Source organism: Sporofaciens sp. SGI.106 (assembly GCF_050314255.1).
Taxonomy (GTDB): domain Bacteria; phylum Bacillota; class Clostridia; order Lachnospirales; family Lachnospiraceae; genus Claveliimonas.
Genome location: NZ_JBNPMZ010000001.1, coordinates 155,838 through 175,309, shown reverse-complemented (window position 1 = coordinate 175,309; position 19,472 = coordinate 155,838). Strand labels below are relative to the sequence as shown.

At 42.8% G+C, this 19,472-nt stretch carries 18 protein-coding genes; all 18 read left to right on the top strand.

The window, feature by feature from the left end; all coding sequences use genetic code 11:
- Positions 1–4 precede the first annotated feature (4 nt).
- On the top strand, positions 5–988 hold the full coding sequence (locus ACQRCC_RS00845; RefSeq protein WP_427848917.1) for an RluA family pseudouridine synthase: 984 nt from the start codon (positions 5–7) through the stop codon (positions 986–988).
- A 4-nt stretch (positions 989–992) separates the two neighbouring features.
- Positions 993–1,529, top strand: a complete 537-nt coding sequence (locus ACQRCC_RS00840; protein WP_427848916.1) for a Holliday junction resolvase RecU — start codon at positions 993–995, stop codon at positions 1,527–1,529.
- Between the two features lie 133 nt (positions 1,530–1,662).
- The gene (gene hisZ, locus ACQRCC_RS00835; RefSeq protein WP_427848915.1) at positions 1,663–2,910 is read left to right on the top strand and encodes an ATP phosphoribosyltransferase regulatory subunit; all 1,248 of its coding nucleotides are present in this window, start codon (positions 1,663–1,665) and stop codon (positions 2,908–2,910) included.
- Between the two features lie 11 nt (positions 2,911–2,921).
- Positions 2,922–3,557, top strand: coding sequence for an ATP phosphoribosyltransferase (gene hisG / locus ACQRCC_RS00830; RefSeq protein ID WP_427848914.1), 636 nt, complete (start codon positions 2,922–2,924; stop codon positions 3,555–3,557).
- A gap of 18 nt (positions 3,558–3,575) precedes the next feature.
- Complete coding sequence (gene hisD / locus ACQRCC_RS00825) at positions 3,576–4,865, top strand: histidinol dehydrogenase (RefSeq protein ID WP_427848913.1); 1,290 nt, start codon at positions 3,576–3,578, stop codon at positions 4,863–4,865.
- 16 nt (positions 4,866–4,881) lie between these two features.
- Positions 4,882–5,469 (top strand): imidazoleglycerol-phosphate dehydratase HisB, encoded by a 588-nt coding sequence (gene hisB / locus ACQRCC_RS00820; protein ID WP_427848912.1) that lies wholly within the window; start codon positions 4,882–4,884, stop codon positions 5,467–5,469.
- 46 nt (positions 5,470–5,515) lie between these two features.
- Positions 5,516–6,799 (top strand): bifunctional phosphoribosyl-AMP cyclohydrolase/phosphoribosyl-ATP diphosphatase HisIE, encoded by a 1,284-nt coding sequence (gene hisIE, locus ACQRCC_RS00815; RefSeq protein ID WP_427848911.1) that lies wholly within the window; start codon positions 5,516–5,518, stop codon positions 6,797–6,799.
- Positions 6,800–6,947: 148 nt separating this feature from the next.
- The gene (locus tag ACQRCC_RS00810; RefSeq protein WP_427848910.1) at positions 6,948–7,280 is read left to right on the top strand and encodes a hypothetical protein; all 333 of its coding nucleotides are present in this window, start codon (positions 6,948–6,950) and stop codon (positions 7,278–7,280) included.
- Positions 7,270–8,328, top strand: coding sequence for a hypothetical protein (locus ACQRCC_RS00805; RefSeq protein WP_427848909.1), 1,059 nt, complete (start codon positions 7,270–7,272; stop codon positions 8,326–8,328). Before ACQRCC_RS00810 ends, ACQRCC_RS00805 begins: the two co-directional genes overlap by 11 nt.
- 102 nt (positions 8,329–8,430) lie before the next feature.
- Entirely contained in the window at positions 8,431–9,282 is an 852-nt protein-coding gene (gene rfbD, locus ACQRCC_RS00800; protein ID WP_427848908.1) for a dTDP-4-dehydrorhamnose reductase, read from the top strand.
- 5 nt (positions 9,283–9,287) lie between these two features.
- Positions 9,288–10,586 (top strand): dicarboxylate/amino acid:cation symporter, encoded by a 1,299-nt coding sequence (locus ACQRCC_RS00795; protein ID WP_427848907.1) that lies wholly within the window; start codon positions 9,288–9,290, stop codon positions 10,584–10,586.
- A gap of 167 nt (positions 10,587–10,753) precedes the next feature.
- Positions 10,754–11,221, top strand: a complete 468-nt coding sequence (locus tag ACQRCC_RS00790; protein WP_427848906.1) for a hypothetical protein — start codon at positions 10,754–10,756, stop codon at positions 11,219–11,221.
- Positions 11,222–11,238: 17 nt separating this feature from the next.
- Positions 11,239–13,428, top strand: a complete 2,190-nt coding sequence (locus ACQRCC_RS00785) for an NHLP family bacteriocin export ABC transporter peptidase/permease/ATPase subunit (RefSeq protein WP_427848905.1) — start codon at positions 11,239–11,241, stop codon at positions 13,426–13,428.
- A gap of 13 nt (positions 13,429–13,441) precedes the next feature.
- On the top strand, positions 13,442–15,616 hold the full coding sequence (locus tag ACQRCC_RS00780) for an NHLP bacteriocin export ABC transporter permease/ATPase subunit (RefSeq protein WP_427848904.1): 2,175 nt from the start codon (positions 13,442–13,444) through the stop codon (positions 15,614–15,616).
- Positions 15,617–15,703: 87 nt separating this feature from the next.
- Positions 15,704–17,569 (top strand): TIGR03960 family B12-binding radical SAM protein, encoded by a 1,866-nt coding sequence (locus ACQRCC_RS00775; protein WP_427848903.1) that lies wholly within the window; start codon positions 15,704–15,706, stop codon positions 17,567–17,569.
- A complete protein-coding gene (locus ACQRCC_RS00770) occupies positions 17,550–18,275 on the top strand; it encodes a TIGR03936 family radical SAM-associated protein (RefSeq protein WP_427848902.1) in 726 nt (241 codons plus the stop codon). Before ACQRCC_RS00775 ends, ACQRCC_RS00770 begins: the two co-directional genes overlap by 20 nt.
- 13 nt (positions 18,276–18,288) lie before the next feature.
- Entirely contained in the window at positions 18,289–18,774 is a 486-nt protein-coding gene (gene ybaK, locus ACQRCC_RS00765; protein WP_427848901.1) for a Cys-tRNA(Pro) deacylase, read from the top strand.
- Between the two features lie 41 nt (positions 18,775–18,815).
- Positions 18,816–19,427, top strand: coding sequence for an HAD family hydrolase (locus ACQRCC_RS00760; RefSeq protein WP_427848900.1), 612 nt, complete (start codon positions 18,816–18,818; stop codon positions 19,425–19,427).
- Positions 19,428–19,472 lie beyond the last annotated feature (45 nt).

Below are 19,472 nucleotides of genomic sequence, written 5' to 3'. Positions count from 1 at the left end.
ACCGATGAAAGAGATTATTATTTCAGAAAATGAAGCGGGACAGCGTCTGGATAAATTACTTGGAAAATATCTGAATGAGGCGCCAAAAAGCTTTTTTTATAAAATGCTAAGAAAAAAGAATATTGTTCTGAATGATAAAAAGGCTTCAGGAAATGAAAAGCTAAAGATGGGAGATCATGTAAAGCTTTATCTGGCAGACGATACGATTCAAAAGTTCTCTTCCGGATACACGGAGAAATCATCACTTCCGGCTATGGCAAAGGCGAAAAAGCAGCTGGATATTATTTATGAAGATCATCATATTCTTCTTATTAATAAGCCGTCAGGGATGCTTTCACAGAAGGCTGCGATAACGGATGTGTCTGCCGTGGAGTATGTGATTCAGTATCTTCTGGATTCCGGTCAGATGACAGAGGAAGAGCTTTCTACCTTTCGGCCGGGAGTATGCAACCGGCTGGACCGGAATACCAGCGGTATTCTGGCAGCAGGCAAAACCCTTGCCGGACTGCAGGAGTTGAGCCGGATTTTTAAAGACCGGTCTTTGCACAAATACTACCGCTGTCTGGTGAAGGGAAGCATAAAAGAAGGGCAGCATATCTGCGGATATCTGGTAAAGGATGAAAAAACGAATCGAGTAATCGTAAGCAAACATCCAATAAAGGACAGCCTTCCCATCGAGACTTCCTATCAGCCGGTATCCGGAAATGACAGGGTTACTCTCCTGGAGGTGCATCTGATTACCGGACGTACGCATCAGATCCGTGCCCACCTTGCCTCCATCGGTCATCCCATTATCGGAGATTATAAATATGGAGACCGTAAGATAAACCAGTATTACAAAGAAAAATATGGTCTCACCTCCCAGCTTCTCCATGCTTACCGGCTGGAATTTCCGCAGATGTCCGGAGTACTTAAGGCTGTATCTGGAATGTGCGTTACAGCACCTTTGCCGGCCTTATTTACAAAAATTCTGGAAAAGGAAGGATAAATCTATGGGAACATGGAACAGCAGAGGACTTCGCGGATCCACACTGGAGGATTTTATCAATCGGACCAACGAGCAGTATCTGGAGAAGAATCTGGCATTGATTCAGAAAATTCCGACTCCCATTACTCCGGTTAAGATGGATAAGGAACACCGCCACATTACTCTGGCGTATTTTGAGCAGCGCAGTACCGTTGACTATATCGGGGCCGTACAGGGAATTCCGGTGTGCTTTGATGCCAAGGAATGCAACGCAGACACCTTTCCAATCCACAATATCCATGAGCACCAGGTGGTATTTATGGAGAATTTTGAACGGCAGGGCGGCATTGCTTTCCTGTTGATCTATTTCAGCATGCGAAATGAAATATACTATATGCGCTTTGAGGAAGTGCGAAAGTTCTGGAACCGCTCCATGGAAGGCGGAAGGAAAAGCTTCCGGATTGAGGAACTGGATCCGCGATTTTTCCTGAATCTGAAAAATGGCTGTTTTGTCCCTTATCTGGATGCACTGAATCTGGATCTGGAGCTTCGTGAGGAATAGATTCATTCTTCCTGCGCTTGACAAGAATGTAAAAAATACGTATAATGCAATAATGTTTTAGCGTGTTAGCACAGTAAAGTGTTTTGCTGGCAGCAGATTTGACTATAAATTAAAACGGATATAAGGAGGATTTATGAAGAAATTACTGCACACTCCTGAGGGAGTACGGGATATTTACAACATTGAATGCGGAAAAAAACTTGCACTGGAGAGCAGACTCCATAAGATTCTGCAGTTGTATGGATATCACGACATTCAGACACCAACATTTGAATTCTTCGATGTATTCCGCAAAGAAATCGGAACCATTCCATCTAAGGAATTGTATAAATTTTTTGACAAAGAGGGAAATACTCTGGTTTTAAGGCCGGATATTACTCCATCCATTGCCCGGGCTGCAGCTACACTTTTCGGAGAGGAAGAACTGCCTATCCGTTTATGCTATACCGGTAATACGTTTATCAATCACTCCAGCTATCAGGGACGTCTGAAGGAAAATACCCAGATGGGTGCAGAGTTTATCGGCGTGGATTCAGTAGAAGCTGATGCGGAGATGCTTGCAGTCGTTGTTGACTGTCTGACTACTATTGGACTGAGAGATTTTCAGCTTAGTGTAGGCAATGTGGACTTTTTCCAGAGCCTGATTGCCGATGCAGCTCTGAGCGAAGACGCAGAAGAACGGGTACGGAAACTGATCAACAACCGTAATTTCTTTGGATTAGAGGAGTTCCTGGACAGCATTCAGGTTCGACGCAGTGCAAAGGAGGCACTGGTTGGACTCGGTGAATTGTATGGAGGTGTGGAGATTCTTTCAAAAGCCAAGGATGTGGCGCCGAATTCCAAAGCAATCATGGCTGTGCGTCGTCTGGAACAGATTTATGACGTCCTGAAGATTTATGGGGTGGAGGAGTATATTAACTTTGACTTCAGCATGAGCGGAACCTACGGATACTACACGGGAATCATTTTCCGCGGATATACTTTTGGAACCGGAGATGCCATCGTAAAGGGCGGACGATACGATCATCTTCTGGAAAAATTCGGCAAACAATCGCCGTCTATCGGATTTGCTCTTGTAATAGATGAGCTGATGAATGCTCTGACCAGACAACATATCCGAATCACCTACCCGCGTAAGAATACAATCATTGTTTATGATGAGGGAAAACAGACTGATGCCATCGGACTTGCGAAAGAATTTCGTGAAAAATGTAAAAATACAGAGTTGATGAAACGAAAAGAGGGCAAGACTCTGGAAGATTATATAGCCTATGGAAATGAATATCATGCCGGCAGCCTGATATATATACAGGAAAATAATCAGATTGAAATGGTGAATCTGGTATCCGGAGAAAAGAAGACGATTAATTCGAACAGATAGGAGCAGCATTTATGAGATACCTGACATTTGCCCTGGGAAAAGGGCGTCTTGCAAAACAGACACTGGAATTATTTGAGAAAATCGGCATTACCTGTGAAGAAATGAAGGACAAGGATTCGAGAAAGCTCATTTTTGTAAATGAAGAGCTGAAGCTCAGGTTTTTCCTTTCTAAGGGACCGGATGTTCCTACCTATGTAGAATACGGGGCAGCTGATATTGGTGTGGTCGGAAAGGATACGATTCTGGAGGAAGGAAGAAAAATTCACGAGGTTCTGGATCTGGGTTATGGTCGCTGCAGAATGTGTGTGTGTGGTCCTGCTGATGCGGCTCCACTTCTGAAGCATCATGAACTGATCCGCGTTGCTACCAAATACCCGAACATTGCCAAGGATTATTTTTATAATGTAAAGCATCAGACAGTAGAGATTATCAAATTGAACGGATCGATCGAGCTGGCGCCCATTGTCGGTCTGTCAGAGGTCATTGTAGATATTGTAGAAACCGGATCCACTCTGCGTGAAAACGGTCTGACTGTACTGGAAGAAGTTTGTCCTCTTTCTGCCCGCATGATCGTCAATCCGGTCAGCATGCGTATGGAAAGTGAACGGATCAGGGATCTGATTACCAGACTGCGTACAGTCATATAATAAGGAAGGGATGATAACATGAGAATACAGCGCTTAGATCAAAATACAAAAGAAAATCTTCTGGAAGATTTATTAAAGAGAAGTCCGAATAATTACGGGCAGTATGAAGAAGGTGTGGCAGAGATTCTTGCCCGCGTAAAGGAAGAAGGAGATCAGGCAATCTTTGATTTTACACGTCGCTTTGATCATGCTGAGATTTCCGAAGAAACAATTCGTGTTACAAAGGAGGAAATCGAAGAAGCATATGGTCAGGTGTCCCCTTCCCTGGTTGAGATTATCAGAAAGGCACTGGTAAATATCCGCTCTTATCATGAAAAACAGAGGCGTACCAGCTGGTTTGACAGCAAGCCGGACGGAACGATCCTGGGTCAAAAAGTTACCCCTCTCCAGCGTGTAGGAGTATATGTTCCGGGTGGAAAAGCTGTTTATCCTTCCTCTGTACTTATGAATATTGTTCCGGCAAAGGTGGCAGGAGTGGATGAGATTATCATGGTCACTCCGCCGGGCAAAGACGGAAAGGTGAATCCAAATACACTGGTTGCCGCATGTGAAGCGGGAGCTGATGTCATCTATAAAGTTGGCGGGGCGCAGGCAATCGGGGCGCTTGCTTACGGAACAAAATCCATTCCAAAAGTAGATAAGATCGTGGGACCCGGCAATATTTATGTGGCTCTTTCCAAAAAGGCAGTATACGGTCATGTAAGTATCGATGCAATTGCCGGACCAAGTGAGATTCTGGTAGTGGCCGATGAGACAGCAAACCCACGTTATGTAGCAGCGGATCTTCTGTCACAGGCTGAACATGATGAACTTGCTTCTGCAATTCTGGTTACCACCAGTGAAGAACTGGCACAGAAGGTGTCCGCAGAAGTGGATGAATTTGTAAAAGTCCTTTCCAGAGGAGAGATCATTCAGAAATCTCTGGATAATTATGGATATATTCTGGTTGCGGATACCATGGAGGATGTAATTGACATTGCCAACGAGATTGCCTCTGAACATTTGGAAATCATGACCAGGGATCCTTATCAGGTCATGACAAAAATCCGCAATGCGGGAGCTATTTTCATAGGAGAATATGCAAGTGAACCTCTGGGTGATTATTTTGCAGGACCGAATCATGTTCTGCCCACCAATGGAACAGCCAAATTCTTCTCACCGCTTTCCGTGGATGATTTTATCAAAAAATCCAGTATTATCGGATATTCCAGAGAGGCATTGGAACAGATTCATACAGATATAGAGGCATTTGCCGAGGCAGAACAGCTGACAGCCCATGCCAACTCCATTAAGGTCCGTTTTGAGTAGCAGGAGGAATGCCCATATGAACAGAATTGCGACTTGTACAAGAAAAACAAAAGAAACGGATATCACCATTACCATTAATCTGGACGGCCAGGGAAAAAATGATATCCATACCGGCATCGGTTTCTTCGACCATATGCTGGATGGATTCGCAAGACATGGCCTTTTTGATCTGGATGTCAGAGTAACAGGTGATCTGAACGTAGACTGCCATCACACGGTGGAGGATACGGGAATCGTACTGGGAACTGCCATCCGGGAGGCACTGGGAGATAAGGCCGGTATAAAGCGTTACGGTAACTTTCTCCTTCCTATGGATGAGACTCTTGTTATGTGCGCCATTGATCTGTCCGGCAGACCCTATCTGAATTATGATGCCGGTTTTACTGCCGAATGTATCGGTGAACTGGACACGGAGATGATAAAAGAGTTTTTCTATGCGGTTTCCTACAGTGCAATGATGAACCTTCACCTAAAGGTGCTGGACGGAGGCAATAACCACCATATCGCTGAGGCTCTATTCAAAGGATTTGGAAAAGCGCTGGATATGGCAGTTATGGAGGAACCTAGAATCAAAGAAGCCTGGACTACCAAAGGAAGTCTTTAGGAATAACTATGCGAAAGGGAAATCCTGAAAAAAGGAGAGAATTAGAATGAGTTATAAGAGAGTTATACCATGTATTTTTATAGCTTCCGGCAAGGCGGTCAAATGGTTTGATGACCGTACCGTTGTTTGTGATGACGTAATCAAGCTGGCAAAATACTACAGCGAACATGGCGCTGATGAACTGCTGGTATTCGATATGTCTGAATCAGATGAGGACCACGATGAAGCGATTAATTTAATGAAGAAGATTAACCGGGTCATCCGTATTCCTATGGTTGCGGGAGGTAATATTAAGCGTCAGGAGGATGTAAAGAAGATCCTATATGCAGGTGCAAAGCGTGCGATGCTGAATTTTTCCAAGCCGGACAGTCTGAAGCTGATCGATGAAGTATCAAAGCGTTTTGGCAAGGAGAAGATTGCCGTATCGCTCAATGATTTTGATACACTGTTCAAACACCAGCATCTGATAAATAAGAATTGCAGCGAGATCGTATTTATGCACCGTCTGGATCTGGATTCCGTTATGAACATTACCGAGATTCCCTGCGTGATCGTGACGGATACCATGGAAGAGCCGGAACTGTTTAAGATCCTCAAGTGTCCGGGAGTAAAAGGATTATCCGGAAAATATATCAGCCAGACGGATATGGATTTTGTGGCTTTTAAAGAAAAATGCGAGGAAGAAGAAATCAGTATGACTACATTTGAAAGTCTTATGGATTTTTCTGAATTTAAAACAAATGAAGACGGTCTGATTCCTGTAATCGTTCAGCATTACAGAACACAGGAAGTTCTGATGATGGCATATATGAATGAAGAAGCCTTCGATAATACCATCAAGACCGGACGTATGACCTATTACAGCAGAAGCCGTAAATGTCAATGGATAAAGGGAGAAACCAGCGGACATTATCAGTATGTAAAATCACTCACTATCGACTGTGACAAGGATACGCTCCTTGCCAAGGTCGATCAGGTTGGAGCGGCATGTCATACCGGAAATCCCACCTGCTTCTTCCAGCCTCTTGTAGGAAGTGATTATAACGAGCATAATCCGCTGCAGGTGTTTGAATCTGTTTATAATACGATTACTGACCGCAGAGAGCATCCAAAGGAAGGTTCTTACACCAACTATCTTTTTGACAAGGGAATCGATAAAATCCTGAAAAAAGTCGGTGAAGAAGCTACAGAGATCATCATTGCGGCAAAGAACCCCAATCCGGAGGAGATTAAGTATGAAATGGCTGATTTCCTGTATCACGCCATGGTTCTTATGGTAGAACGGGGCGTAAGCTGGGATGATATTGTACAGGAACTTGCAGACAGATAAAATGCGAAGCATTTTGGAGGTTTGCTCTGAACAGTTACAGAAAAGGAAGTATTGTGTTACGAAAGATATATTTCATGGCATAATGCTTCCTTTTTTTTCGTATTGTTATATCAGATGGGAATTCGTATCAAAAGGAGAAGATACATCTATGAATCAATCAGAAAAAAGAAGACGGGAACTATTAAATCAAACCAGACGCCAATATACAGACTGGCGTACACCACCGGCTGTACATCCGAGATATGGTACGTTTTATAATGAATTATATGATACAGATGAAGAACCTTCCGGAACACTGGGATTACGGATATTGGTTTGTCTGATTCTCTTTGTCCTGTTTGTTGTTATGGATTATCGCGGCACCGATATTGCCCAGGTCAGCAGTGATCAGATTACGGCCATGGTCACTCACCAGATCAGTCCGCAGGAGGCCCTGGATTTTCTTAATTTTAAAGGAGTGATAACGGAACATGAACCTTAAATCAAAAAAAAATTCCAAAGTACATATGCTATTTATTTTGCTTTTACTGGCAGCTATTTTTCTAATGATACCCTTTCTTCTGAAAAAGAAAGTGGAATACGATGTGAACAATCAAATGAATAGTTATTGCAGCGAGCTGGTTCTTACTTTTCCGGAAACGGCGCAGACTTCTTATGAGGAGTTTCTGCAGACTGCTTTAGGACATGTTACCTTCCATGCGAAGGATATCGAAAAAAAGGCAGACAATCTCTGGAACACAGAGGTTTCATTTCAACCTGTTGATCTGGAAAAATTATTATCTTCTGAAAATCTTACATATGTAAAAGAGATGAAATCGACAGATATGGAAAAGGAATTGACGGGTATTCTGGAAATGGATAACAAAATACTGGAAGAATCGAAAGGCAGTATTCCTATTATGGATGAGATTTGTCAGGAAATAAAGATTTACAGGACAGATGATGGATTGCAGGTGGACAAAGACGGGTTACAGACTCTTCTGGAAGCGGCACTGCCGGGGTATATGAATCCATATACGATCGTGGCAGAAGCCTTTGATGTCCGTCAGAATCTGGAAGCCTATCTGGATGCGCATTTTAAGGGAGAACTGGAATTATTTTCCGAATACAGTCACATGAGTGAGGAAGAGGCAAAAAACTGGTATCAGTCAATCTTTACAAATGATAGTCAGATATTTCCGGAAGACCTGGCTCCGGAAATTACTGACAATCTCATGGAAATCTATCGGAAATGTGAATATGATGTTGGAATTGTTCGAAAGAGGGATGACTCCGGATATTCGATAGAAATAGATGTTGTTCCGAATATGAGTCTAAAGCTGATCAGAGAAGAAATGAATAACAGGGTATTCGACAGTGAACGAGAAGTATATGAAACCTATGCAGATCTGCTGGAACAATACGCGCAGTCACCTGTGTATGGTGACCGGGAAGTTCTGACCTTTCAGTGGAACCAGAAGTCTCTGACAGACCCTATTAGCCCGGATTCTGAATTTGGCAATCTTTTGGAAACTATACTTCCTATTTGACAGAAAACTGCAAAATTGATATAATAATATCAGATGTGAAAGCGTTGATTTTACTCTAATCAACGCTTTCCTTGTGTATGGGAAAACAAAGGAGGAAATGAGATGTTAAAAGTTTGGATTGTTGGCTCCGCAAGCCAATTGGGGAAGGCTATCAACGATGTCCTGGATCCGCTGGAAATGGAGGTATTCAACACAGATGTGGATGAACTGGATGTCACACAGACTGACGATGTTCTGAACTTCGGGGAGATTAATCGTCCGGATGTTATTATCAACTGTGCGGCAATCACAGATACGGAACTCTGTGAAAAAGAGCCGGAGCTTGCATACCGTGTTAATGCACTGGGTGCAAGAAACTTAAGTATTGTGGCAAGAAAGACCGGAGCCAAAATGGTTCAGCTATCTACTGACGATGTGTTTGACGGAACTGTAAAGGCTGCCCACACAGAGTTTGATGAGATGAGTCCGAAGACTGTGTACGGAGCTTCCAAGAGAGCGGGAGAGAATTATGTAAGAGAATTTACCCACAAGCATTTTATCGTGCGAAGTAACTGGGTTTACGGACATAGTGACAATAATTTCGTTAACAATTTGCTTAAAGCATCAGAAACAGAAGACAATCTTCCGATTGCCTGTGATCAGTTCGGTTCACCAACCAGCGCCAGAGATCTGGCTAAGATCGTCCTGTATCTGATTAAAACAAATGAGTATGGAACCTATCACGCAACCTGTCAGGGAAGCTGCAGCCGCTATGAATTTGCCCAGGAGATTTTAAAACTGGCAGGAAAAGATACCAGAATCGTTCCTGTACCGGCAAGCCAGTCCAGATTCTCATCTGTAAGACCGGACTACGCAATACTGGATAATTTTATCCTGCGCATTATGAATGTCTATGAGATGCCACACTGGAAGGAATCACTGCGTGAGTATATGGAAGAATGGAAGGAGAACTAAAGCGTATGGGAAAAACGGATACAACAACGAAAAAGAAACTTGGGCTTACCACAAAGATTTTCATTGCTCTGATTACGGGTGCAATCTTCGGAATCATTCTTCATTATCTGATTCCGGCAAGCTCTGTAAAGGATGATATTATTGTAGGCGGTGTACTTCACGTTATCGGACAGGGATTCATCCGCCTGATGAAGATGCTGGTTGTACCGCTGGTATTCTGTTCAATCGTATGCGGAAGTATGTCCATCGGAGATACCAAGAAGCTTGGAACGGTTGGAGTTCGTACTCTGATTTTCTATCTGTGTACCACAGCACTCGCTGTTACGGTAGCACTTACAATAGGAAATATCATCGATCCCGGAAAAGGGCTGGATATGACACAGGTTCAGGCTAATGCAGCAGATGTGGCAGAGATGGAAGCAACTTCTCTTACAGATACACTGCTGAATATCATCCCGGATAACCCGATCGGTTCTCTGGCGAACGGCAACATGCTGCAGATTATTTTATTTGCCCTGATCGTAGGTATTATTCTTGCAAAACTCGGCGAGCGTACTGAGACTGTAGGCAATTTCTTCAGCCAGTTCAACGACATTATGATGGAGATGACTATGATGGTTATGAGCCTTGCACCAATCGGTGTATTCTGCCTGATCTCCAAAACATTTGCAGGTATCGGATTCTCTGCATTCCTGCCGCTTGCAAAATACATGCTGGGTGTAATAATTGCTCTGCTTATCCAATGTTTCGTTGTTTACCTGGGACTTTTGAAGATTTTTACCGGTTTAAGCCCGTTCAAGTTCATTAAGAATTTCTTCCCGGTTATGGCATTTGCATTTTCAACAGCAACATCCAATGCAACCATTCCGATGTCTATTGACACACTGGCTAAGAAAATGGGTGTATCCAAGAGAATTTCTTCTTTCACCATTCCGCTTGGTGCAACGATTAATATGGATGGCACCGCAATCATGCAGGGTGTAGCTGTCGTATTTGCCGCACAGGCATTCGGAATCAATCTGAGTATCACAGATTATATTACGGTTATCGGAACCGCTACTCTGGCATCCATCGGAACTGCCGGTGTACCAAGTGTTGGTCTGGTTACACTGACAATGGTATTCAACTCTGTAGGACTTCCTGTAGAGGCTATCGGTCTGATCATGGGTATCGACCGAATCCTGGATATGAGCCGTACCGCTGTTAATATCACCGGTGATGCTGTATGTACGACCATCGTTGCACATCAGAATAAGGCACTTGACCGTGAAGTGTTCAATAAAGATCATTCAAAAGAGGCATAAATAAATATTTTGAAATATATAAAAGCATTCACCTTAAAACAGAAATATTCTGATTTTTGATGTGAATGCTTTTATTAATGATTTAAAAATATTTTGCCAAAATTTCTTTGCCTTGTTCTAATAAGATGTGTATAATAAAAATAATAATTGAAAAGAGGATGCCGTAAATGAACGAAAAAATATTTCGAAAAAAAACAATTGATAAATTATCAAGTCCTGAACAGCTGACAGATTATATCCGGGTGAGCAGTCCTTCCATGTGGCTTGTTCTGATCGCTATCATTTTTCTGTTATCGGGTGCCTGTATATGGGGAATATTCGGACGTTTAAATTCTACCATGGAAACAGCGGCAGTGAGTGAAGGTGACAGACTTTTTTGCTGTATCGGGGAATCGGAAGCAGAGAAAGTGAAGGAAGGTATGGAAGTAACGGTAAACGGAAATAAGTACACCATCGTAAAAATCTCTTCTCAGCCTGTACAGGTTCCCGACAATTCTCTTTTGTTACATTACAGCAACCTGAATGAAGGAGAATGGATGTATACTGCTGACCTGGACGGCAATGAACCGGAAGGTACATATAATGCAACTATTGTGGTTGAAAGCATTGCTCCGATGAAATTTGCAGTAAATTAATATCAGGAGGTCATCTCATGAAACGAAAGAAATTGAATACGGCTCCTGTAACGAAAGGAGTCGCCCGTGTTCCGGTCATTATGCAGATGGAGGCACTGGAGTGCGGTGCTGCCTGTCTTGCTATGGTCGCAGCATATTACGGCAAATGGATTCCTCTTGAGAAAGTAAGATTAGATTGTGGCGTTTCCCGCGATGGGTCCAATGCCCGCAATGTTCTTCTGGCAGCCCGCAGTTATGGATTCACTGCTAATGGTTTTCGCTCTGAACCGGAAGCTTTGCGTGCGCATGGAAACTTCCCCTGCATTATTCACTGGAATATGAATCATTTTGTGGTACTTGACGGATTTAGAAAGGATAAAGCAATCATTAACGATCCAGCCCGTGGTGAAGTGAAAATATCCTTAGAGGAATTTGACCGGTCTTTCACAGGAGTCTGTATAATGCTTGAACCAGGTGAAGATTTTATACCGGAAGGAAAACCCAAAAGTGTGATTTCTTTTGCAATAAGACGCCTGAAAGGTGCAGGTTCAGCTATTGCCTTTGTAATAATGTGTACGATCATAGGAACACTGCTTGGGGTTATCCGACCGGTCTTTTCCCGCGTTTTTTTTGATCGTTTGCTTACCCGCCAGAATCCTGAATGGTTTGTACCATTTATGATTTCACTGATAGTTTTTTCCTGTCTGCAGGTGTTTATCAATATCATTCAGATTTTTTATTCCAACCGGATCAATGCTAAATTCTCGGTAGTGGGTAATACCAGTTTTTTATGGAAAGTTCTTCATCTTCCGGCTGAATTTTTTTCGCAGCGTCTGGCAGGTGATATACAGATGCGCCAGAGCTCGAATGGAGCAGTAGCGAATTCCATTGTTAATACCTTTGCTCCGTTAGCACTTAACATCATTATGATGATATTTTATTTTGTTGTAATGCTCCGGTACAGTTGGTTACTTACTCTGTTGGGTGTCATATCTATTGCGGCAAATATATTTATGTCTACCATTATTTCAAAAAGAAGAATCAATCTGTCACGGGTCAAGATGCGCGATCTGGGTAAACTTAACAGCACTACCATATCCGGTGTAGAAATGATTGAAACGATCAAGGCAAACGGTGCAGAAAATGGTTTTTTCAGTCGTTGGGCCGGATTTCAGGCCAGTGTAAATTCACAACAGATCCGTTCTTCACAAATGGAACAGTTTTTGGGCCTTGTTCCGGCTATTGTTTCCATGCTTTGTAACAGCGCTATAATATTAACCGGAGTATGGCTGACGATGCGGGGACAGTTCACGGTGGGAATGATTGCTCAGTTTCAGGGATTTCTTGCCTCTTTTACATCACCGGCAACTTCTCTGATATCATCCGGACAGACGGTAATGGAGATGCGTACGGAGATGGAGCGTATTGATGATGTAATGAATTACCCGGAGGATCCAGTTTATAATGCCCATCCTGACCATACCGTCTTCACAGATTCCATGGGAAAATTATCCGGTCAGGTGGAGCTTAGGAATATTACCTTTGGGTATTCAAAACTTGCCCCTCCCTTAATTCAGAATTTTAATCTGACTCTTAAACCGGGAAGTCGTGTAGCTTTGGTAGGCGGATCGGGCTGTGGAAAATCCACAGTAACTAAACTGATATCCGGTCTGTATCAGCCGTGGAATGGAGAAATATTATTTGATGGACAGCCAATTCAAAACATTGATCATGAACTGCTTACCGGCTCACTTGCCGTGGTAGACCAGGACATTGTAATTTTTGAAGATACCATAGCGAACAACATTCGTATGTGGGATACTTCAATTGAAGATTTTGAAGTAACTCTGGCTGCATGGGATGCTCAGATTTATAATGATATCATGCAGCGCGATGGAGGATTCCAATATAAACTTTCCGAAGGTGGAAAAGATTTTTCCGGAGGCCAAAGACAAAGGCTGGAAATTGCCCGTGTACTTGCGCAGGAACCAACGATTATTATCATGGACGAAGCCACCAGTGCACTGGATGCAAAAACAGAGTATGATGTTGTGAATGCAATTCACAACAGAGGAATTACCTGCATCATAGTAGCACACCGTTTGTCGACGATAAGAGACTGTGATGAGATTCTGGTTATGGATAAGGGAGTAGTAGTGGAACGGGGAACTCATGAAGAATTAATGGCAAGAAAAGGTCTCTACACAGAACTTGTAACAAATGAATAACAGGGGGATCAGAATGAGAATTTACGAGGAACAAATGGAGCAGCGCCGAAAAGCTGATAACGAAAGTCTTGCCGATGCTCTACAGGACCTGGCTGCAGCAGCGACACAGCATCACACATATATCGGGCAAGACAACAACCAGCGTTTATTAAGTGCTATTGAACAGGTATTTCGCTATTACAATATCAAATATCGTGATATTTCCACCTCAGCTGCAACACTGGATGATAAAGTAGAATGCCTCTGTCAGCCTCATGGCATGATGCACCGGAATGTAAAACTGGATAAAGACTGGTATAAACATGCCACAGGAGCTATGCTTGGTTTTTTGAAGGACGATACTCCTGTAGCCTTAATCCCGGGAATGATAAAAGGTTATTTTTACTTTGATCCTGCTACAGGAAAAAAAATCCGTCTCAATGAAAAATCAGTACAGACACTTCAGGTAGATGCAATTTGCTTCTACCGCCCTTTTCCACAAAAAAAACTTGGGATTCCTGATTTATTGAAATACATTTTACAATGTATTCCGCTTTCTCAGCGTATAGTACTGATTATCATGATGGGCATTACTATGCTGGTTGGCATGATTTCTCCTAAAATCACATATATCCTGTACAATAATGTTATTCCCAGCAAGAGTATACGTGTTCTTTGTGCAGCTGGAATTTTTATGATTTTCACCAACATCAGTATTCTGATATTTGGAATCATACAGAATTTTCTGTCTACAAATATTAATGTTCAGATAAGCATTTCAGTGCAGGCAGCAACCATGGCAAGATTGATTTCACTTCCTGCCAATTTTTTTCGACAATTCAGTTCAGGAGAATTATCCAATCGAGCACAGCAGCTCAACACCCTGTGTACCACCCTGTCCTCCACTTTCGTGATGTCAGGGATAACAGCACTTTTTTCTCTTGCGTATATCGGTCAGATATTCGTTTATGCTCCTGCTTTGGTGGTGCCGTCTCTGATTATGACAGCAATTACGATTGGCTTTACTCTGCTCAATACAAAAATCCGAATGAATGAAGATCGTCAGGTGATGAATGTTGCCGGAGAAGAGAGCAGCATGACTTATTCGATGATTACGGGAATTCAGAAAATTAAACTTGCCGGAGCTGAGAAACGTGTATTCTCAAGATGGGCACGGCTGTATACTCAGGAGGTACGACATACCTATGACCGACCAAAGATTTTGCAATTAAGCAGTGCATTTAGTATGATCATATCCCTTAGCAGTACTGTTATCATGTATTATTTTGCGATTCAATCAGGAGTTACGGTGGCAGAATATAATGCTTTTATGGCTTCTTACGGTATGGTATCCGGAGCTTTTTTTACATTGGCAAGTATGGCAAATACGGCTGCATCTTTCCGTCCTGTACTGGAGCGGGTACGTCCTGTGATACAGGCAACTCCGGAAAATGGAACAGGGAAAAAAGCTGTAAACAGGATAAAAGGAAGAGTAGAACTATCGCATGTATCATTTCGGTACAGCGAAACGATGCCGCCTGTACTGGACGATATCTCAATGCAGATTCATGCTGGAGAATATGTGGCAATTGTAGGAAAGACAGGCTGTGGAAAATCAACACTTGTGCGAATGCTTCTTGGATTTGAAAAGCCTCAGAAAGGTGCGGTTTATTACGACGGCAGAGATATACAGACATTAAATCTTCGTTCATTGAGACAGCACATAGGCACTGTAATGCAGGACGGAAAACTCTTTCAGGGCAGTATTTATGAAAATATCATTATTTCGTCTCCTGACGCAACAATGGACGATGCATGGAATGCTGCCGAACTCGCAGGTATAGCCGATGATATACGGGAGATGCCGATGGGAATGTATACTATGATTTCAGAAGGCGCGGGGGGAATTTCCGGAGGTCAGAAACAACGTCTGATGATTGCACGTGCAATCGTATCCAAACCTAATCTTCTGATTTTTGACGAAGCAACCAGTGCACTCGACAATATTACCCAGAAAAAGGTTTCCCAATCACTGAACAGCCTTAAATGTACCCGTATCGTTATTGCACACAGACTTTCCACTATCCGGCAATGTGACCGCATCCTTGTGTTAGATGGTGGCCATATTATAGAAGATGGAACCTATGATGAGCTAATGGCTCAAAATGGATTCTTTGCTTCCTTAGTTGAGAGACAGAAAGTAAGTTGACAGAAGAAATAGCTTATAGTACAATTTTACGGTTATAATTTCTTCCTGAATTTCGGAGAAAAATATATAATAAAAAGGTAAATGAAAATGAGAAAACTAGCGTTAAGTGATGAAATATTACTGAATATCGAGAAACCCGCTCGCTATATAGGCAATGAGGTAAACTCGATAATGAAGGATAAGAAAGAAGTGGATATCCGCTTCGCCATGTGCTTTCCGGATGTTTATGAGATAGGGATGTCCCATCTGGGAATCCAGATTCTATATGATATGTTTAACCGCAGAGAGGATGTCTGGTGTGAGCGGGTATATTCTCCATGGATAGATCTGGATAAGGTGATGCGAGAGCAGAATATCCCTCTCTTTGCACTTGAATCCCAGGATCCCATTCGGGAATTTGATTTTCTGGGTATTACGATTCAGTATGAGATGTGCTACACCAATATTCTACAGATTCTGGACTTAAGCGGTATGGCTCTGAAAGCCTGTGACAGAAAGGAAGGGGATCCTATCGTAATCGGAGGCGGTCCCTGCACCTATAATCCGGAACCGCTTGCAGAGTTTTTTGATTTATTTTATATTGGTGAAGGTGAGACGGTCTACGACCAGCTTTTAGATGCCTATAAAGAAAATAAAATAAATGGCGGCTGCAAGCAGGATTTTCTTGAGATGGCTGCACAGATCGAGGGTATCTATGTACCTTCTTTTTATGATGTGACCTACAACGAGGATGGAACTATTGAGCGGTTTTATCCAATCAATCCCCATGCACCGGAAAAGGTGAAAAAACAGGTAGTAATGGATATCACCGATACGACTTACCCGGAAGCACCTGTAGTTCCATTTATCAAGGCGACCCAGGACAGAGTAGTACTGGAAGTACAACGCGGCTGTATCCGTGGGTGCCGTTTCTGCCAGGCAGGTATGCTCTACCGTCCCACAAGAGAGCGGAATGTTGATAAATTAAAGGAATATGCATATAAGATGTTGAAAAACACCGGTCACGAGGAGATTTCTCTAAGTTCCTTAAGTACCAGTGATTACAGTCAGCTGGAAGAACTGGTGACTTTTTTGATTAATGAATTCAAAGGAAAGGGAATGAATATCACATTGCCTTCTCTTCGTATTGATGCATTTTCCCTGGATGTAATGGAAAAAGTACAGGATATCAGGAAAAGCAGCCTGACCTTCGCCCCGGAAGCAGGTTCCCAGAGAATGCGAAATGTCATTAACAAAGGTCTGACAGAGGATGACATTATTAATGGTGCCGGACAGGCATTTGAAGGCGGATGGTCTAAGGTAAAGCTCTATTTCATGCTGGGTCTTCCTACGGAAACGGAAGAGGATATGAAGGAAATCGCAGTACTTGCTGATAAAGTGGCAAGACGTTATTATGAGATTCCAAAAGACCAGAGAAATGGAAAATGCCAGATAACAGCCAGCTCATCCTTCTTTATCCCGAAACCTTTTACTCCATTCCAGTGGGCAAGAATGTACACAAACGAAGAGTACATTGCAAGGGCTGCTATCGTAAAGCATGCTTTTCAGGATCAGCTGAACCGCAAGAGTCTGAAATACAACTGGCATGACGCGGAAGTAACAGTACTGGAAGGTGTCTTCGCAAGAGGAGACCGGAAGACCGCAAGAGTAATTGAAGAAGCCTATCGTCTGGGATGTCTCTATGATTCCTGGACAGAGACATTTGATAATGAAAAATGGATGCAGGCCTTTGAAAATACAGGAATCGATATTGGATTTTACAATCTCAGGGAGCGTCCATTGGATGAAGTGTTCCCGTGGGATTTCATTGATATTGGCGTGACCAAGAATTTCCTGAAGAGAGAATGGGAGCGCGCCATGAAAGGCGAAGTAACACCGAATTGCCGTCAAAACTGTTCGGGATGCGGTGTGGCAAAATGGGGAGGAGGTGTCTGTGTTGAAGGCAAGAATTAAGTTTCGTAAATACGGAGTTATGAAGTTCATCGGTCATCTGGATGTTATGCGTTATTTTCAGAAGGTGATGCGTCGTGCAGACATCCCAATTGCATTTACATCCGGATACAGCCCGCATATGATCATGTCTTTTGCGCAGCCACTAGGAATCGGCGTGACCAGTGATGCAGAATATCTGGATATAGAACTGACAGAGCCCATATCTTCCGCAGATGCAGTGCGTCAGATGAATGCTGCGATGGTGGAAGGTATTGATATTGTCAGCTTTGTAGAAATCTCGGACGATAAGAAGCAAAGCGGCATGACCATTGTGGCAGCTGCTGACTATCTGGTGCTGCCTAAATCCGGGAGCACTTATGAAGGAGGTAGTTTCCCTGAATCATGGAGGAAATTTATTGACCAATTTATGAGTCGGGATCAGATCGTTGTCTGGAAGAAGACAAAGAGAAGCGAAAAAGAAGTGGATATCAAACCTATGATCTATGATTTCCACTGGAGAAAAGACGGACTTTTCCTTCGCCTGGCAACCGGAAGCGAACAGAATCTGAAACCGGAGCTTGTGATGGAAACCTTTGCAAAATATGCAGAGCTTTCTGAAACAGAATCTGGTTTCCGCTATCACCGGCTGGAAGTCTATGCTCATAAGGATGAGTCGAAGGAAGGGTTCATTTCCCTGGAAGCTTTGGGCAAGGATATTCTCTGTTAATAGGAGGAAGATCATGAGCAAAAAAGAACTGAAAACAAATGCTATGCGAATATTAGAGCGCAACAAGATTTCGTACACTTATGAGACCTATGAATGCGATGAATTTACTGATGGTATCCAGGTGGCAGACATGCTTGGACTTGATCACAGGCTGGTATATAAGACACTGGTAACGGCGGGAAAAAGCGGCGGTTACTATGTATTTGTTATTCCTATAGAGGAAGAGATTGATTTTAAAAAGGCTGCGAAAGCCGTAGGAGAAAAATCCCTGGAAATGCTTCATCTTAAGGATCTGACAAAGGTCACCGGCTATGTGCGTGGCGGCTGTACCGCTATTGGAATGAAAAAACAGTTTCCAACTGTCATTCAGGAAGATGCAAAGGAACTGGATGAAATGTACGTAAGCGGCGGAAAACTTGGAATGCAGATTAAACTGGCACCTCTGGATCTGCAGAAAGCAGCCGGAGCAGTATTCGCTGACGTGATTCATACTTCATAAATATTTAACTGCTTACGATTCAAAATATATGAGGAGGCACTATGTATTTATATCAGGGACATGCAATTCGTAATATCGTATTTGATCTGGGAAAGGTTCTGCTTCAGTATGACTGGGAAACTTACCTGAAATCCTTTACATTTGATGATAAAACCTATGAGATCGTTGCAGATGCCATTTTTCGGAACCCGGACTGGGAGACAGGAGATGCCGGAACCGTGACACCGGAAGAATGGGAAGAGCTGTTTGTGGAAAATGCACCGGAATATGAACCCGAAATCCGCCGTGTGTTTGCCGGCATCCGAAAAACAATCTCTCCTATGCCCTATACGGAAGAATGGATCCGTTATTTCAGACAGCGGGGATTAAAGCTGTACTTCCTGTCCAATTATTCAGAAAAACTTCATAAGGACACGCTGGAACACATGAGTTTCCTGAATGATTTTGATGGAGGAGTATTTTCTTATGAAGTGAAATGTATTAAACCGGATTTGAGAATCTATCAGATTTTACTGGAACGCTTTCAGTTAGAACCATCAGAAACGCTTTTTTTTGATGATCGTCCGGAGAATATCGAAGCTGCAAAAAAGCTTGGAATCCATGGTGTGGTATTTACACCGAAGATTGTATATGATATGCTACAGGGTGATTGATTGACAAAATACTTTATACAACTTGAAAATGATGGAGGATACCAG

What these genes read in the sequence shown, in the direction of transcription:
- ACQRCC_RS00775 (WP_427848903.1), top strand. Translation starts at nt 15,704, where the DNA reads ATGAGAAAACTAGCGTTAAGTGATGAAATATTACTGAATATCGAGAAA.
- hisD (WP_427848913.1), top strand. Translation starts at nt 3,576, where the DNA reads ATGAGAATACAGCGCTTAGATCAAAATACAAAAGAAAATCTTCTGGAA.
- hisZ (WP_427848915.1), top strand. Translation starts at nt 1,663, where the DNA reads ATGAAGAAATTACTGCACACTCCTGAGGGAGTACGGGATATTTACAAC.
- hisIE (WP_427848911.1), top strand. Translation starts at nt 5,516, where the DNA reads ATGAGTTATAAGAGAGTTATACCATGTATTTTTATAGCTTCCGGCAAG.
- ybaK (WP_427848901.1), top strand. Translation starts at nt 18,289, where the DNA reads ATGAGCAAAAAAGAACTGAAAACAAATGCTATGCGAATATTAGAGCGC.
- ACQRCC_RS00780 (WP_427848904.1), top strand. Translation starts at nt 13,442, where the DNA reads ATGAGAATTTACGAGGAACAAATGGAGCAGCGCCGAAAAGCTGATAAC.
- ACQRCC_RS00790 (WP_427848906.1), top strand. Translation starts at nt 10,754, where the DNA reads ATGAACGAAAAAATATTTCGAAAAAAAACAATTGATAAATTATCAAGT.
- ACQRCC_RS00795 (WP_427848907.1), top strand. Translation starts at nt 9,288, where the DNA reads ATGGGAAAAACGGATACAACAACGAAAAAGAAACTTGGGCTTACCACA.
- ACQRCC_RS00840 (WP_427848916.1), top strand. Translation starts at nt 993, where the DNA reads ATGGGAACATGGAACAGCAGAGGACTTCGCGGATCCACACTGGAGGAT.
- ACQRCC_RS00785 (WP_427848905.1), top strand. Translation starts at nt 11,239, where the DNA reads ATGAAACGAAAGAAATTGAATACGGCTCCTGTAACGAAAGGAGTCGCC.
- hisG (WP_427848914.1), top strand. Translation starts at nt 2,922, where the DNA reads ATGAGATACCTGACATTTGCCCTGGGAAAAGGGCGTCTTGCAAAACAG.
- ACQRCC_RS00805 (WP_427848909.1), top strand. Translation starts at nt 7,270, where the DNA reads ATGAACCTTAAATCAAAAAAAAATTCCAAAGTACATATGCTATTTATT.
- rfbD (WP_427848908.1), top strand. Translation starts at nt 8,431, where the DNA reads ATGTTAAAAGTTTGGATTGTTGGCTCCGCAAGCCAATTGGGGAAGGCT.
- ACQRCC_RS00760 (WP_427848900.1), top strand. Translation starts at nt 18,816, where the DNA reads ATGTATTTATATCAGGGACATGCAATTCGTAATATCGTATTTGATCTG.
- ACQRCC_RS00810 (WP_427848910.1), top strand. Translation starts at nt 6,948, where the DNA reads ATGAATCAATCAGAAAAAAGAAGACGGGAACTATTAAATCAAACCAGA.
- hisB (WP_427848912.1), top strand. Translation starts at nt 4,882, where the DNA reads ATGAACAGAATTGCGACTTGTACAAGAAAAACAAAAGAAACGGATATC.
- ACQRCC_RS00845 (WP_427848917.1), top strand. Translation starts at nt 5, where the DNA reads ATGAAAGAGATTATTATTTCAGAAAATGAAGCGGGACAGCGTCTGGAT.